This window comes from Psychrobacter sp. AOP7-A1-24 (assembly GCF_052376235.1).
In the GTDB taxonomy this organism is placed as follows: Bacteria; Pseudomonadota; Gammaproteobacteria; order Pseudomonadales; family Moraxellaceae; genus Psychrobacter.
Map to the genome: position 1 here is coordinate 20,365 of NZ_JBQSVM010000018.1, position 16,495 is coordinate 36,859.

11 protein-coding genes and 1 pseudogene are annotated in these 16,495 nt (G+C 42.8%); 8 read left to right on the plus strand and 4 right to left on the minus strand.

The annotated features are described in order from the left end of the window. Positions 1-83: 83 nt before the first annotated feature. Positions 84-1,487, plus strand: coding sequence for a L,D-transpeptidase family protein (locus ACT3QQ_RS07970; protein WP_444527581.1), 1,404 nt, complete (start codon positions 84-86; stop codon positions 1,485-1,487). Positions 1,488-1,624: 137 nt separating this feature from the next. On the opposite strand, the gene ACT3QQ_RS07975 is transcribed toward ACT3QQ_RS07970, so the two are convergent. Continuing rightward, complete coding sequence (locus ACT3QQ_RS07975; protein WP_444527582.1) at positions 1,625-1,837, minus strand: hypothetical protein; 213 nt, start codon at positions 1,835-1,837, stop codon at positions 1,625-1,627. A gap of 276 nt (positions 1,838-2,113) precedes the next feature. On the opposite strand from ACT3QQ_RS07975, the gene ACT3QQ_RS07980 reads away from it, so the two are divergent. The 6 genes and pseudogenes from ACT3QQ_RS07980 (at position 2,114) to ACT3QQ_RS08005 (ending at position 11,001) form a co-directional block, all read left to right on the plus strand. Further along, a complete protein-coding gene (locus ACT3QQ_RS07980; protein ID WP_444527583.1) occupies positions 2,114-3,859 on the plus strand; it encodes a DUF389 domain-containing protein in 1,746 nt (581 codons plus the stop codon). 393 nt (positions 3,860-4,252) lie between these two features. After that, on the plus strand, positions 4,253-5,341 hold the full coding sequence (locus tag ACT3QQ_RS07985) for a YkvI family membrane protein (protein ID WP_444519508.1): 1,089 nt from the start codon (positions 4,253-4,255) through the stop codon (positions 5,339-5,341). A 230-nt stretch (positions 5,342-5,571) separates the two neighbouring features. Next, positions 5,572-8,244 carry an alanine--tRNA ligase gene (gene alaS / locus ACT3QQ_RS07990; RefSeq protein WP_444527584.1) on the plus strand — a complete coding sequence of 891 codons (2,673 nt, stop codon included), beginning with the start codon at positions 5,572-5,574 and terminating at the stop codon, positions 8,242-8,244. Positions 8,245-8,585: 341 nt separating this feature from the next. After that, positions 8,586-9,872 (plus strand): aspartate kinase, encoded by a 1,287-nt coding sequence (locus ACT3QQ_RS07995; protein ID WP_444527585.1) that lies wholly within the window; start codon positions 8,586-8,588, stop codon positions 9,870-9,872. Between the two features lie 408 nt (positions 9,873-10,280). Continuing rightward, positions 10,281-10,448: pseudogene (gene csrA, locus ACT3QQ_RS08000) on the plus strand (carbon storage regulator CsrA); the annotation flags it as partial. A gap of 178 nt (positions 10,449-10,626) precedes the next feature. Further along, the gene (locus ACT3QQ_RS08005) at positions 10,627-11,001 is read left to right on the plus strand and encodes a HopJ type III effector protein (protein WP_444527586.1); all 375 of its coding nucleotides are present in this window, start codon (positions 10,627-10,629) and stop codon (positions 10,999-11,001) included. 143 nt (positions 11,002-11,144) lie between these two features. Here ACT3QQ_RS08005 and ACT3QQ_RS08010 read toward each other — a convergent pair whose 3' ends face one another. Both ACT3QQ_RS08010 and ACT3QQ_RS08015 read right to left on the minus strand, forming a co-directional pair. Further along, complete coding sequence (locus tag ACT3QQ_RS08010; protein ID WP_444527587.1) at positions 11,145-11,456, minus strand: YeaC family protein; 312 nt, start codon at positions 11,454-11,456, stop codon at positions 11,145-11,147. A gap of 55 nt (positions 11,457-11,511) precedes the next feature. After that, on the minus strand, positions 11,512-12,516 hold the full coding sequence (locus ACT3QQ_RS08015; protein WP_444519504.1) for an NAD(+) kinase: 1,005 nt from the start codon (positions 12,514-12,516) through the stop codon (positions 11,512-11,514). 317 nt (positions 12,517-12,833) lie between these two features. Between ACT3QQ_RS08015 and ACT3QQ_RS08020 the strand changes: the two genes are divergently transcribed. Further along, entirely contained in the window at positions 12,834-13,556 is a 723-nt protein-coding gene (locus tag ACT3QQ_RS08020; RefSeq protein WP_057759239.1) for a Bax inhibitor-1/YccA family protein, read from the plus strand. A gap of 119 nt (positions 13,557-13,675) precedes the next feature. Here the strand turns inward: ACT3QQ_RS08020 and ACT3QQ_RS08025 are convergent, their stop codons facing one another. After that, positions 13,676-16,474, minus strand: coding sequence for a heavy metal translocating P-type ATPase (locus tag ACT3QQ_RS08025; RefSeq protein WP_444527588.1), 2,799 nt, complete (start codon positions 16,472-16,474; stop codon positions 13,676-13,678). Positions 16,475-16,495 lie beyond the last annotated feature (21 nt).

Genomic DNA, 16,495 nt, shown 5'->3' on the forward strand with positions numbered 1-16,495 from the left:
GCAAAAAGATGTGTCAAAAGTTTGCGATACAATCAAATTATGCGCATAATAGCCGCATTAGTAGCAACTACAAGTGACTCAATATGATGAAAATAAAGCCTATTATTACTGCTATATCTATCGCCGCTGTAAGTGCCAGTGTGGCCGCACTTGCTGCACCTGCCGATAGTACTCGCACATTGCCAGTACGCACGGCTGACGCTATGCCAGATATTGCAAAAAAGGTCAGCCTTAATGTGCAAGAAAACCGTAGTCGCTCAGATGGCGCTGCTACTGTACAGCTAAATACAGAGAAAGCACAATCAGTCGACAGCATGAACCAGCTTATTAATAACAAGCAAGAAGCCAACCAAAACGCGCCAGCCCCAGCTGCTGACAATATTAGCGCAGTAGAGTTGACACGTAAGGATGAGCAAGCTGACCGTAATGACGACATTACTGAAGGGCAAGCCGTTGCTGCTCCTAGCGATATATCGTCTATCGACTCATCTGATCCACTCTCTTTTGAGTTGCCAGAGAACGAAAAACGTCAAGACTTCAGTGACGATCCAACCATTAAGAATATCGAAGATAAAAATGGTAAGAGACACACAACGCTGAACTTGTCGAACTATGCTAAGCAAGTAAATGGTGCTACCTGGTCACCTAACATGAAAGTCAACTCAGCAATGACGATCAAAATCCAAGCATTGCTCGACTGGAACCATGCTTCTCCTGGTCCTATCGATGGCGGTTGGGGCATGAATAGTAAAAAAGCCCTTATTAACTTCCAAAAAATGAAAGGCTTGTCAGCCACAGGTAGAATGGATCAAAAAACTTGGGATGCATTGGTTAAAAATATTCCTGCAAACAAACCTGTACTGGTCACTTATACGTTAACCAAAGACGATATCGATACCAAGTTTGCAACCACACCTTCTGGTTCAGAAGCGAAGTCAAAAATGAAAGGGCTGTATTATCAAGATATCAAAGAAATGCTGGGTGAACGTTTCCATATGGATGTACGTTACTTAGATAAGCTAAACAAAAATAAAACGTATACCGCTGGTGAAACTATCACAGTGCTAAATACTCGCGAAAAGCTTAACCAACGTATCAACCGTGTCGTTGCCAATAAAGCAGATAAAACATTGTATGCGTATAATGATGATAAATTGGTAGCTACCTATCCGACGACTGTTGGCAGTGATGCCACGCCGTCTCCAAAAGGTACTTTCAAAATCATCAATAAAGTAAAAATGCCTTGGTATAGATCAACGGTCGGTAAAGGCGCTGAAAAGAAAGTTCATATGATAGCACCAGGACCAAACAACCCAGTCGGTGTCGTTTGGATGGGACTGTCTAAGCCTTCTTACGGTCTACATGGCTCACCAGTACCTGAAGGTATCAGTCGTCAAGGTTCAGCAGGTTGTGTTCGTTTGACCAACTGGGATGTACTAGAAGTATATGCCAATATCGAAAATGGCGCGGTTGTCGAACTTCAATAAATTGAACCTCAGCAAACCTAGCCTTGATGCTAGTTAGTAAATACTTCTATCAGCAAATAAAAAAAGACCTCAATATTGAGGTCTTTTTTTATTTGCTGATAGATAACTCCACTCTATATCTATATCACTATTCGACTTTATGTTTTATAGCCTTCCTCATTGCCAGTAATGCTACCAATTTTTTTGGTAAAGAACAGCCCTATAGGTATTGACGCTAAAATACCCAATCCAACTGCTACCTGTATATGAAATATCTCATCAAACCCTGTAATGAGAGCGCTAATCATAAAAAGCCCAATAGTGACAGTTGCTGCCATTGAGTAAACGACAGAAAATAATGGCCAGTTCATAAGTTATTCCTTATCTTTACTGTGGATATAATGTATTTAACCTTAATCCCACAAAAAAAGTAAGTATTTACCGTGACCTCATATATCAGTTATATCTAATGACTTTATATTTAAAACCATGCTACTATTAAGGTTTTATATTTAAATATATGAAATGTTGGCCTCTACTCCTATCCAATCTCAACTCTTTTCTATCATCTTCACGAATTTCCTATATCTTTATTTATTTATCATTACAATAATGACTTTCTTTATCTATTAAGAATACCATCTGATATGTCCTCATCTGAAAAAAACGCTGCACCTAATTCAGTGGATCAACAAGATTCATCGGTCACAACTGACGTCTCTCACAATCAAGACGCGACAATTAAACCAGTAGTTGATGATGCAGCTGTAGGCAATGATGAAAGCGAAGACATTCAACGCAAGCAATCGACTGATACAGATAATAAAACAGATACTGGAACAGACTCCAAAGTAGACACTGAATGTGCGCAGCCACCTGATGCTGAAATAACCATGGAAACCATCAGTGATGACGTGGTCGTCGCATCATTGGAGTCAACAGAACCTGAGTCACAATCCAACACTAAAGCGTCCGAAATTGCAGAATCAGAAGCTATAGGCACAGGAAAGAAGTCGGATTTTTTTCAGTCAGATACAGCAGAAAAAAATGTTGAAAGCGATGATGACACTAAAGTGGCGGTAGAAGCGAAAAGCGACTCCCCTGCTAATGACCAAGATACTGCAACACATTCATCAGAAGATAAAGCAGCGAGTCATACAAAAACAAAAAACGAATCTAGTCTCGATGAAAATAACCAAAACAATAACGTAGAAGATAGTAATCAAAGTAAAAATACCGATATAGAAGATAGTGATGTTCAAGAGACTCAAAACGAAAGTGAGGAAGATGAGGTACAAGAAGAAAAGGAAGCCAAACTTGAATCTTATAAACAATTTGTTGCCGAGCAGTTTAGTAATCAGAAAGTAGATTATCCAGAGGTACGAGTTAGGATTGAAGCAAACGCGTTGCCTAGCAAGATGTACTTCATCATGAACATACTCTCTGCCATTATTGCCAGTTATGGCCTAGTAACCAATTCAGCAGCCGTAGTCATCGGCGCGATGTTGGTTGCGATGATGTTGGGCCCTATTACTGGTATAGCGCTAGCAATTATCGATAACCGGATGCCATTGCTACGTAAGTCACTTTTCACCGTTGTTGTCGGTGTCTCACTGGTAGTATTGGTCGGCTTTATCGTTGGTTGGCTACATAAAGACCAACCGCTAACGGCAGAAATCCTATCACGCACCCAGCCAACTTCCATGGATCTGATGATTGCTTTAGCTGGTGGTACGGCTGGTGCTTATGCAATGGTATCTCCGCATCTCTCGGTTGCAGTTGTCGGCGTTGCAGTTGCCACAGCCTTAGTGCCACCGCTTGCTGCTAGTGGTATCTTGCTCGCTAATGGCGAGATGCAGCTTGGGCTTGGTGCACTTTTATTGGCGGCGACCAACATCCTTGCTATCCAGTTTACCAATGCGCTTGTATTATGGATTTTAGGATTCCGTCGTTTGGTCGATGATGATTATAAGTCCAATACCTATCTGACTTTTTTGCAGCGTAACGCCGTGACCTTATTACTACTCGGTGGCTTGGGTGCCTACTTGACCATCAACCTACAAACCAACGCCAAGCAGCAAATATTTGAGAGTAGCGTCAAAGAAACCATCAACAACTACTTTATTGATCAAGGCAATGTATTGACCAATACGCAGTTTGATACGTCAAAGACAAACCAAGTTGTGCGTGCGATCGTGCGTGGAGAGACGTTACCGAGCTCATACGATGTACGCCAGATTGAGACAATCATTACTCAAGATATGACAGAGAACTTTCCAGGATACCTACCAATAAAACTGCAACTACGCTATTTGCCAGTACAAGTGATCGAATCCAATCCAACGACGCAAGACAAACTGGATGAAACCGATGCGGCAATTTTGACCAATTAACGCTTAGGTGGTGTCATCAATATCTTGCCCCTAACCTTCAAAGACGTATCTAAAGTCGCCAGCCTCTAATATTCTTATGAGACCATTGGTATTCTCATTAAAAAGCCAGCTCACCACCAAGTCCTTACCCTTACTATCCATGTGATTACTTACAAATTAAATATACAAAAACAGCAAGCTTTTTAAATAAGTATATAGGCTGTACTTGATGACTGACTTCTATTGAATACCGTGTTAGTATCTAGGGTTTTTTTAAGCCTTACTGCCATGATTTTGTTATCTGACGCTCAATCGTCTATTAATAAAACATCGGAGCCTATATTTCGCGCTACAACAACAATCAAAGCAAGTTAGCCTAGCAAACCGAAACTTCAGGGATAGGAGTACATAATAGTGAACAAACAATCTTGGCAAATAGCCGCAGCCTATATGTCAGTAGTCGTTGGTGGCGGTTTTGCCTCTGGTCAGGAAGTTCTTCAGTTTTTTACTGGCTATGGTGTGGCAAGTGTTATTGGCACGCTGGTTAGCGCCGCGCTTTTTGCTTTTTTAGGAATGCAAATTGCGCGAATGAGTTCGAATATGCAGGCCAATTCACATAAAAAAGTACTGTATACCTTATTTGGTACACGTGCTGGATTGGTTATGGATATGGTGTTATCGTTCTTTTTATTTGGTGTTGGCGTGGTCATGCTGGCTGGTAGTGGTTCCATTTTTACTCAGCAATACGGCTGGCCACCGCTAGTGGGCAGTATTTTCATGACGGTACTGGTAATCGCTACACTCTGTTTAAAAGTAAAAGGCATTATAAGGCTAATCAGTATCATCATGCCTGTACTGCTGCTATTGATATTGGCTATTACCACGTACTCAATTTTTAACAGTAGTGCCTCAAGTGATACGCTAAATAAGGTAGCGCAAGAAATACCCACTATCAGCTCAAACTGGCCAGTCTCAAATTGGTTTTTTGGTGCGGTGCTTTATGCCTCATTTAACATTGCGGTTGGCTTTCCTATGTTGGCAGTCATTGGCGGTATGACTCGCTCAGAAAAAACAGCAGCCAGCGGTGGCGCGATGGGTGGGCTTGGGTTAGGCTTATTAGTATTCTTACTCAATATTGGCCTTTTTTCTAACATCGATAAACTCATAGGCATTGAAATGCCTACTTTAGGATTAGCCTCAAATATTTCACCCGTGTTATCCATAATTATGTCAGCAACTCTCATTTGTATGATATACAGTACCGCAGTGGGTATGTTTTTTGCCTTTAGTACACGCTTTGCGACGCCAGGAACAAATCGCTTCAAATCGCTTAGCGCATTTTTCGCTATCGTTGGTCTAGGCTTAAGCCAGCTTGGTTTCAGCAAACTCATTGGCACCGTGTATCCAATGCTGGGCATTATTGGTCTAATAATGATGGTGGCTATTATTTTGGCGTGGGTTCGCAGCCGTAAACAGCCAGCACAAATACAAATACAAAGTTAACATTGAGCATACTGAAATTGATACCATTAGTGATTTTTTGGCAGCTCATGCCGTCATTCGCAGTGAAATCAATTAAGGATGATTACTTGCAAATTAAAGTACCACTCGCCTTCGTATAATAACCTAGTAATTATAACTCTTATACCAAGAGCTTAGGCGTTTGTGCTAAAATCGCTTGCAAAATTATTTTATCTCAGTTACTTAATTCTATCCGTCAGTAAGGAGCCGCTGTGAGCCAGCCATTTCGCTCAGCCGATATTCGCCAAGCATTTTTCGATTTTTTCATGAGCAAGCAGCATACCCAAGTTTCATCCTCTAGCTTGATTCCATACAATGATCCGACATTGCTATTTACCAATGCCGGTATGAATCAGTTTAAAGAAACTTTTTTGGGTATGGAACCACGTGACTATACACGTGCGGTAACCTCGCAAAAGTGCGTGCGTGCTGGCGGTAAGCACAATGATTTGGATAATGTTGGCTATACTGCGCGTCACCATACTTTCTTTGAAATGCTTGGTAACTTCTCGTTTGGTGATTACTTCAAGCAATCAGGCATCGAGTATATCTGGGAATTTTTGACCTCAGATAAATGGCTAGCGATTGATAAAGACCGTCTCTATGTCACTATTTATGAGACTGATGACGAAGCCTTTGATATTTGGAATAAAGACATCGGTATTCCAAGCAACCGTATCATTCGTATTGGTGATAATAAAGGCGCCCCATATGCGTCAGACAACTTCTGGACGATGGGTGACACTGGTCCTTGTGGTCCCTGTACTGAAGTCTTTTATGACCATGGTGCCGACGTTGAAGGCGGCTTGCCAGGCACACCTGAAGAAGACGGCGACCGCTATATTGAGATTTGGAACTGTGTATTTATGCAGTTCAATCGTCAAAAAGATGGCACGCTATTACCACTCCCTGCACCAAGTGTCGACACAGGGATGGGGCTTGAGCGTATCAGTGCCATCATGCAAGGCGTTCATGGCAACTATGAAATCGATTTATTTGTTCATTTGATGGATGCAGCTGCTGACATTCTAGAAATCAATAATGAGCAACAATCTTCACTAAAAGTCATCGCCGACCATATTCGCGCCGTGGCATTTTTGATTGCTGATGGTGTCACGCCTAGCAACGAAGGTCGCGGTTACGTATTGCGCCGTGTCATTCGTCGTGCAGTACGCCATGGCAACAAGCTTGGTGCTGATAGCGAGTTCTTTTACAAAATGGTCGAGCCGCTAGTCGCTGAAATGGGCAGTGCCTATCCTGAGCTAAAAGACAAACAAAACGTTATCGAAAATGCCATTCAAAAAGAAGAAACGCAGTTTGCCAAAACATTGGCACAAGGCTTACGTTTGCTTGCTAGCGAACTTGAAGGCCTGCAAGATGGTGATACCTTATCTGGTGAAGCCGCATTTAAGCTTTATGATACCTATGGCTTCCCGCTTGATTTGACTGCCGATATCACTCGCGAGCGTGGTATTGCTATCGATGAAGCAGAGTTTGATGAGCATATGCAGGTACAACGTGAGCGTGCTCGTGATGCTGGTAAGTTTGATGTTGATTACAGCAGCGTGATTCAAGTAGAAACGCCCACGATATTTATTGGCTATGAGCAGCTTGAAGAAGACGGCGTGACTATTGACGCGCTTTACCAAGACGGTACTCCAGCAGACAGCTTAACGGAAGGTATGGAAGGCGTTGTGGTATTGGATCGCACGCCATTTTATGCTGAAGGTGGTGGTCAAGTTGGCGAACTTGGCGAGATTCGTACTGAGTCAGGTGTCTTTGAAGTACAAGATACCAAAAAATCTGGTCAGGCGATTATCCATTATGGTGTCGTGACCATGGGCGATATCAGCACTAAGCAAACCGCTGAAGCGCAAGTATTGTCTAGCATTCGCGCAGCCAGTGCCAAAAACCACTCGGCCACTCACCTATTGCATGCAGCGCTAAGAGAAGTGCTGGGTGATGAAGTTACGCAAAAAGGCTCACTGGTCTCAAGCGAAGTACTACGTTTTGACTTTGCTTATGACAAGCCTGTCAGTGCTGCTGAAATCTCGCGTGTTGAACGTCTCGTCAATGAGCAGATTCAAGCCAACACCCCTGCCCGCATCGAGCACATGTCGATTGATGAAGCGATGAACCAAGGTGCGATGGCACTGTTTGGCGAAAAGTACGGTAGTGATGTTCGAGTATTAACCATGGGTACTGACCGTAGCGTCGATGGTCAGCGTAAACCTTTTTCTATCGAACTATGTGGTGGCTTGCATGTGCAGCATACTGGCGATATTGGTGTGCTCAAAATCACTAGTGAGTCTGGTATCGCTGCCGGCATCCGCCGAGTTGAAGCCGTCACAGGTATGAATGCAGTCAAAAACATTCAGCAAAGCGAGCAGCAACTAAGCGAGTTGGCAAGTCAGCTGAAAGTAAAACGTCCTGAAGTGGCGCAGCGTGTCCGTACTATGGCTGATAAGCAACGTGACCTAGAAAAACAACTAGAACGCTTGCAACAAAAAATCGCCAGTGCACAAGCAGCTAATCTACTCGATGACGTGCAAACGATTGCAGGTACCCCAGTTCTTGTCAGTACCTTAAGCGGTATCGATGGCAAATCGATCCGTACACTGATGGACGATATCAAATCAAAATTACCTGATAGCGTGATTGTATTGATCGGCGATAAAGATGACCAATTAGCACTCGCAGCAAGCGTCGCAAAATCTGTCACTGCCAAAGTGAAAGCTGGTGATATTATTCGTCATTTGGCAAGTGAGCTTGGTGGTAAAGGTGGCGGTAAGCCTGACTATGCGCAAGGCGGTGCACTGAAGTCTGGCAATAGTACAGCGGTTATCAGCGCTCTACCTGCTTGGATTGAAACCCAGCTTAGCTAAACTGGCGAATATACTAGTATAGCGCGTCACAATGTGCCTTTTCTTTATTGCATAGCTTTGCTCTACTACGCACAGAATACGTGATTGGTTATAGCTACTATAACCAATCGCCATATATCTAAGCGGTCCTTAGGCTTAAAGTTATGCAGTAGATATGGTATAAAGGTCAACGTTTGGGCATATTGTTCATTCTATAAGGTTGCGACAGACCATTAGAAGAATGAAAGACCTAGGGCATAACTCTTATAATCTGGCTTTATCTATACAAGCATTGACGAGTATCACATTGACTCTCATCAATGACAATAAAAAGTCATTATTGAATAAATAGGTAGATTTTTATGGCGTTAATAGTACAGAAATACGGCGGCACCTCGATGGGCAGTATCGACCGCATCAAAAACGTCGCCAAACGAGTCAAACGCTGGCATGACAATGGCCATCAAGTCGTCGTCGTGGTTTCAGCCATGAGCGGTGAAACCAACCGTTTGATTGATTTAGCACGCCAAATTAGCACGCAGCCTGATCCTCGCGAATACGATCAAATGGTTTCAACAGGTGAGCAGGTTTCTATTTCGCTACTCGCCATGGCCATCAAAGAGCTTGGTATTGGTGCTCGCTCATTGACTGGTCGCCAAGTAGCGATTAAAACCGACAATGCCCATAATAAAGCCCGTATCGAAAGTATCGATGACAAAAACATACGTGAGCAGCTCGATGCTGGCAATATCGTTATTGTGGCAGGTTTCCAAGGTATTGATGAAGCAGGCAACGCGACCACATTGGGACGCGGCGGTTCTGATACCACAGGTGTGGCGATTGCTGCTGCCTTGGGCGCTGACGAGTGTCAAATCTATACCGATGTCGATGGCGTATATACCACTGACCCTCGTGTGACCTCAAAAGCCAAAAAGCTTGAAAAAATTACGTTTGAAGAAATGCTTGAAATGGCCAGTCTTGGCTCTAAAATTCTACAGATTCGCTCAGTAGAATTCGCTGGTAAATATGGCGTGCCGCTGCGTGTACTTTCTAGCTTTGATGAAAACACAGACGGTAGCTTTGACCAAGAATTTCAAGACAACGTTGGTACCCTAATTACGATAGACGAAGGAGACAATATGGAACAGGCAATCATCTCAGGTATCGCGTTCAACAGAGACGAAGCAAAAATTTTAGTACGCGGTGTGCCTGATCATCCTGGTATCGCCTCTGCTATCTTAAGCCCAATTGGTCGTGCGAATATCGAAATCGATATGATTGTACAAAATCTTTCGGATAATGGTACCACTGACTTTACTTTCACGGTTAACCGCACGGATTTAGATAAAACGCTAAAAGTGCTTAATGAAGAAGTAAAAGATGAGATTGGCGCGAAAGAAATATTGGGCAATAGTGAAGTTGTCAAAGTTTCATTGGTTGGTGTTGGCATGCGTTCACACGCTGGTGTTGCGAGCCTAATGTTCCAAACGCTCGCTGAACACAACATCAATATACAAATGATTTCAACCAGTGAAATCAAAGTGTCTGTCTTAATTCAAGATCAACATTTAGAAAAAGCCGTCAAATCATTGCACACGGCATTTGGTCTAGATCGTGAAGACGGTGAAAGCAAAATCGCTGGGCTATAAGACATAAAAACTGTTAAAATATAGCACTAGTATTAACGATTATCTATTGACTGCTATTAACGAATTGATATAGTGCGTAAATAAACATCATGTAAATTAATAGTGTCTAAATAAAAACAGTACTTAAATAAAATAGGATCTTTTTAGGTCCTATTTTTATTTTTTATCGTAGCTAAAATGAGCATTTATCTAATAGTTTTGTGAAAAACCGTGACAGTATCTGTTATGCCACCTATAATGGGGCTTTCATTTGGGCTAAATGAATCTACCTATCATTACCGCTATTGGCACGATATCGAGCATTATAATAATGGTTATATTGCGTGTTTAGTGCTTCGGTGATGTTCTGCAATTGAGAAGTAATCTGATGAGTAATAATTTGTTGATGCGACATAAGGAGTGTGACGCATGTTAATTTTGACACGCCGCGTGGGCGAAACGCTAATGATTGGCGACGAAGTAAGTGTGACGGTTCTAGGCGTCAAAGGCAATCAAGTACGTATCGGTGTAAACGCACCTAAAGATATTGCAGTACACCGCGAAGAGATTTATCAACGTATTCAGCATGAGCGTTCTGTACAGTCGCAAATGCAACATCTTGAGCAAGGCAATTTTTCGCCTTCATTCGATGATGAAGACTACTTTAATCGCTAAGCTAGCTAAACTATAATGCTGAATGCTCAACGGCTATTATCATCATTGAGCACACATAAATATTATATTGTTTTTTAATCTGCTCTGAGGTCATTTATTTATGAGTATCCGCCAATCAGATGTATCGGCATTACTTAATGGTTTGAACAAAAAGGCCATTGGATTCAATGATGTCATCAGCTTTATCGATGATTTTTATCGCTATGCACCTGCTCCTTTTGTAAATGGAATGGTACATAACGCAGCTGGTGAGAACGAAGGTAGCGCAAAGATTTTTGGTTTTGCTAAGCACCATGGCTTGAATCAATTGGACACGCTTAAACTATTTGGCGAACATTATGCCAAGGTTCAAGCAACGCCTAACGGTACCGATCATGTCAATATCCGTAACTTTTTACATTGGGGCTGGCAAGGGTTTTTGATGCAGAAGAATCCGCTAACAGCTCGTCCTAGTGTCGATACGACTGCTATTTAATTATTTATAATGGTTCAGTTACTTCTGATAATTTAATCATTGGTAAAGTAAAAAAAGCCACGCTAAATAGCGTGGCTTTTTTATAATGAGTATTTCTGTAACAACTATTATAGACCTACTTATAGTTCTATTTATCACGAAACTTATTTGTCACGAAATTTGACAGGCTGCACGGCACCTTTAGGATTCGGCATATTAGGATAGTGATGCTCGTGCTCGACATCACACTCAGCGCCAACGACAGCACCATCATCTTTTACAGGTTTATGAATATAACCCGTACGCTCAGCTGGTGGTAGGTGCTCATGTTCCCATACCATCACTGCTTGCATGCAGGTTTCGCGCTGTTCAGCGGTGATTTTTTGACCGTCAGGCCATTTACCTAACTCAATCGCCATACGAAACTTATCAACCACTTCGGGCGTTAGACTTGCTAGTATTGTTTGTTTATCCATCTTGCCTACTCTCCACTACCATTTTTTGCATTATATTTGTGTCTAATAGATACGCTTATTCATCGTCTATAATATCATCATCGACATCAAGACTGAATTCTTCGGCATGTACGTTCCAGTGCAGCTTTGTACGGCAGGCCTCATAAAAGTCAAACCCAGGCGGGTGCAACAAGGTAAGTTTATCAGGATGTTTACGAATATATAGGCGTTGCTCTTGCTCAAGCGGCACGCTCGGCTTACCATCCGCACTCACCATCGGCTGAGTACGATTGTCTTCATGAATACGAATACAGACCTCACTATTACCACTAACCACAATGGGTCTGCTAGATAATGTATGCGGATGCATCGGTACCAGACAAATAGCATCCATGCTTGGATGAATGATTGGACCACCGCCTGATAAGGCATAAGCAGTAGATCCAGTCGGTGTAGCCGCTATCAAGCCATCACTATGCTGTCTATAAACGTCATGTCCATCAATTTTCATCTGAAAATCGATCATATGTACGGATTTACCAGCGTGTAGTACGATATCATTCAGCGCCATATCTTCATGGATAATCTTACGCCCCTCTCGTATCTCCATCGTTAATAAAAACCGATGATCTAGTTGATAGTCTCCCATTAATACTTGGCGTAACTTGAACGCAGCTTCATCAGGCTTTACATCTGCTAAGAATCCTAGACGACCACGGTTCACCCCGAGTACGGGTACACGGTAGCGTGCTAATGCTTCGGCTGCATGTAGTATTGAACCATCACCGCCAACAACAATAACTAAGTCACAAATTTCACCAATCAAACCACGTTTAACGATTTTGACTCTTTCTATGTCTGTGAGGTTCAGCGTTGGCAAATTGGCAGTTTGTACATCCATTATCAACGTCAAATTCATGTCATTGACGGTTTGGGCGATTTGTACCAAACTTTGAGTAACACTACGTTTACCAGCACGACCCATTAAACCAATACGCCTAAAGGCAGGGTTTTTAATAGCGTGGAATAGCTCTGATTCATGTAAGTGTGGCAATCTTGCTGACTGCGCTGAGTTTTCCATAAAACGACTCGGTATAACGGTGAAGTACAAGGTAATAATAGCGATAAATGCGCGCTTAGACTAGCATGTTTATGAATTATCGTTGTTAACTGTCGTAACTGACCCCATATAAAGACTATCAAATATTTACTTAGCCTGATCTGTCTGTTCAGTTCCGTATTAATGTATTGAGCGATACAGTAGCCCGATACGCTAGCCAACGAGCAGCCTAAGGTCAAGCCGCAGCGGTTGTCACGCAAACACAGTTGACAATAATGGCGGTTTTGCTAAAGTAGCTAACATTACTAATTTTATATTTTATTATTAAGGACTTATGTATGGCCAATCCTATTGTCAGTCGCGCAGAACTTGCGATCGGCGGTAATCCAATGACGGTCAAGGGCGTAATTCAAAAGACCAGCTTGTTACTTGGTTTATCAGCTATTACTGGTGTGGGCTTTTTCTTTTATGCGCTGATGGCAGGTTTATCGCAAGGTTTTATTACGATGGCAGCCTTTGGTAGCATGATTGCTGCGTTTGTTCTCGCTCTTTTTATTACCTTTAAACCGCAAAAAGCCAAAACGTTGGCTGTGCCTTATGCCTTGTTAGAAGGTATCTTTTTGGGCGGTATCTCATTGTTCTTCATGAGAATGTACCCAACAGTACCAGTCACGGCAATGTGTGCAACTTTCGTCACAGCTGCAGTTATGCTTGGTCTATATCGGTCAGGTCTAGTTAAGGTTACTGAAAAATTCCGTTCTATCGTGACTTCAGCCGTTATTGCCATCATGCTTGTCTATGTAGCACAGTGGGTACTTTCCTTAGCGTTTGGCTCATCATTGCCATTCCTATTTGAAGGCGGCGCTATCGCTATTGGCTTTAGCTTGTTTGTCATCGTTATCGCTTCTTTCACCTTACTATTAGATTTTGATAATATCGATCGCGGCGTGGCGATGGGTGTTTCTGAAGATTACGAGTGGTTGTTCAGTATTGGTATTCTTGCAACTCTAGTTTGGATGTATATCGAATTTATGCGTCTATTAAGCTATCTACAAGACTAATTGTAAGAATTATCTAACAATATCTCTGTATAGAAAAAACCGCCTTTCATTTGATGTAAGGCGGTTTTTTTATGAGTAAAATTTATTGGCCTGTGCAAATTAAGTACTTTTTAAAAAGACTAAGCACGTTTTAGGCGTAAGGCATTTAATACGACAAACAATGAACTGAGCGACATGCCAATCGCAGCAAGCCATGGTGGTACATAACCTAGAGCAGCTGGTATCAGAACGATACTATTATAAGCAAGTGCCCAGCGGAAGTTTTGTTTGATAATACGTTCGGTTTTATCAGAGATACGTTTAGCCGCAGTGATGGCCTCGATTTGTCCGTTTAAGATAATACTGTCACTGGATACTTGTGCTAAGTCTGCCGCACCTGCAATCGAGGTCGACACATCGGCCGCTGCTAGCACTGGTGCATCATTAATGCCATCACCTACCATCAGTACAACGGCTCCGTTGGCTTGCAGCTTCTGAATATGATTCACCTTATCAGTTGGAGATAAACCATTGTACGCAGCTTGCATTCCTAAATTATCAGCCATCACTAGCGCTTGCGGACTTGGGTCACCTGTCAACATAACAGACTCGATACCTAGTCCTTTGAGCGTATTGAGCATCGACTGAGCACTATCACGTACCTTATCGTTGAAATAAAAGCATGCTAGCGCCTGCCATTTTCTGCTATCAATATTCTGACAAGACAGTACCACTGCTGAGCTGGCTCGCTGCGCCAACAGATCAATGGTTATATCGTCACTTGCAGAGATATTATTAGTACTATCGCTTGCTTTATCTAACGCAAAGTCCTTGTGACCGATTCGATATACAACGCCATCAATCGTCGCTTCCACACCCCCTGCTGGATAATGCTGTGCGGCTTGCGTCGATGGCAGGTGTAACTGATAGGCCGATGTCAGTAGCGCGTGGGCAATGGGGTGACGACTGCCTACTTCTAGTGCAGCTGCAATTGCCAACAGCGTATCTTTTTGCGCCGTTGATGATAAATAATCAGATTCGGTCTGGCTTTTTGGTTTTATTAACTCGATATTTAATAAATTTGGTTTGCCATAAGTCAGCGTGCCTGTCTTATCAAAAGCGACATGCGTAATTTCAGCTAACGTCTGTAGTGTATGCCCGCGTGTGGTTAAAAAACCATAGCTAGCCAGGCGGTTCGTTGAGACGGTCAAAGCAATTGGCGTCGCCAATGATAGTGCACAAGGACAAGTAGCTACTAAGACTGCTACTGTCGCCCAAATCGCTTGGCTTGGATCAACAATATACCAGCCGACAAATACTAGGACGGACAATACCAAAATACGCGCGACAAACCAACGTGCCAGCTTATCCGCTTGCTGCGCCAGTTTGGGTTTTTCGCTCATAGCGCGATTCATTAATCGATCAATTAAGCCTATCTGGCTGTCTTTTGGTAATGCTGTGACTAGCATTTCAAACGGCTGGCTATCATTTTGTGAACCACCAACAATATAGTCGCCTTGAGACTTGATGATTAAATCACCCTCGCCCGTCAGTAGACTTTGTGAAACCGTTGCAGTGAGACTTAGCAAGATGCCATCACTGATAATCTCTGAACCCGCTTCAACCAAAATGATGTCACCCACTTGTAGACTATGAGCAGTGACCATTTGCTTCGACTCTGTATCGCCTTCGGGTTGTGATAGCGCATTTTGTTGGTTGCGTGACTGCTGCCAATCTTGAGCGATACGCGATGTAAGCTGATGAACATTGATGTCTATACGCTGCATAAAATCAGGCATAACTTCAGCCGTCGTACCTGATCTCTTTTGAGCCTCATCTTCAGTAGTGTCATCTTGTAGAGATTCATTTTCTTTCAGCTGCTGCAAAATACGCTCTGCTGCTGCTTTTTCTTCAGCGATTTTTTGTACCAACACCGGCTCAACCACAACCAAATCGTTAGCCATAGTTGCGGCTTTTAGGCGTGCATTATGCTCGATATAACGCCCTGCCAACAAAAAGAAAATAAACATACTGACTGAATCATAGTACGTTTCCCCTTGACCTGTGATAGTAGCGTAGAGACTGGCAAAAAAAGTGATAATCAATGCAAGACTGACGGGCACATCCATATTGACTTGGCGCGCACGAACCGCTGACCATGCGGAAGTGAAAAAAGGAATGCCAGCATAGAAGAATACAGGCGTGCTCACAAACAAAGATACCCAACGCAAAAAATCACGCTGAAATATCAACATGTCGCTATACTCGCCAAAATAAAGCGCAACGGCATACATCATTGCTTGCATTGAGCCCAGTGCAGCGATACCGAGGCGCAGTAGCATCTGATTGTTATGGCGCGCCAGCATAGCTTCATGAGTATCTTGGCGGTAGGGCTTTGCTTCGTAGCCGATCTCGTTGATGACTGCTAAAATACGACTAATGGGTAATTTGTCTTCATTCCAAATAACCCGCATACGCTGATTGGTCAAATTCACCTGACATTTACCAATACCTTCTAGCTCATCAAGACGCGACTCAATAAGCCAAGTACAGGCAGCGCAGCGTAGGTTATTGACCGATAGCTCTGCTACTGACATTCCATCTTGCGCGTAAACGAATTGCGATTTTATCTCGTCATGATCATAGACTTCGAGGCGCGTCAGCTGAGTTGGCAAACTTGCCGTGCGATTAATTTCTGAACGGTCAAGATAATATTGCTCAAGACCAGCTTCTACAATGCTTTGGGCAGCCAATTGACAGCCCATACAACACATCTCTCGTGACTGACCTAATATATCAGCATGAAATGGTGGCTGAGGGACTGGGTCACCGCAGTGAAAGCAGTGGTCACCTAGCGGGAGTACCAAGCCTTCAGTAATAGAAGCGTCTTCATAAGAATAGTTAGTGGAAGATGATACTGATGATGGGATACTAGACATAATCGCGCTTGCTTCCTTTGA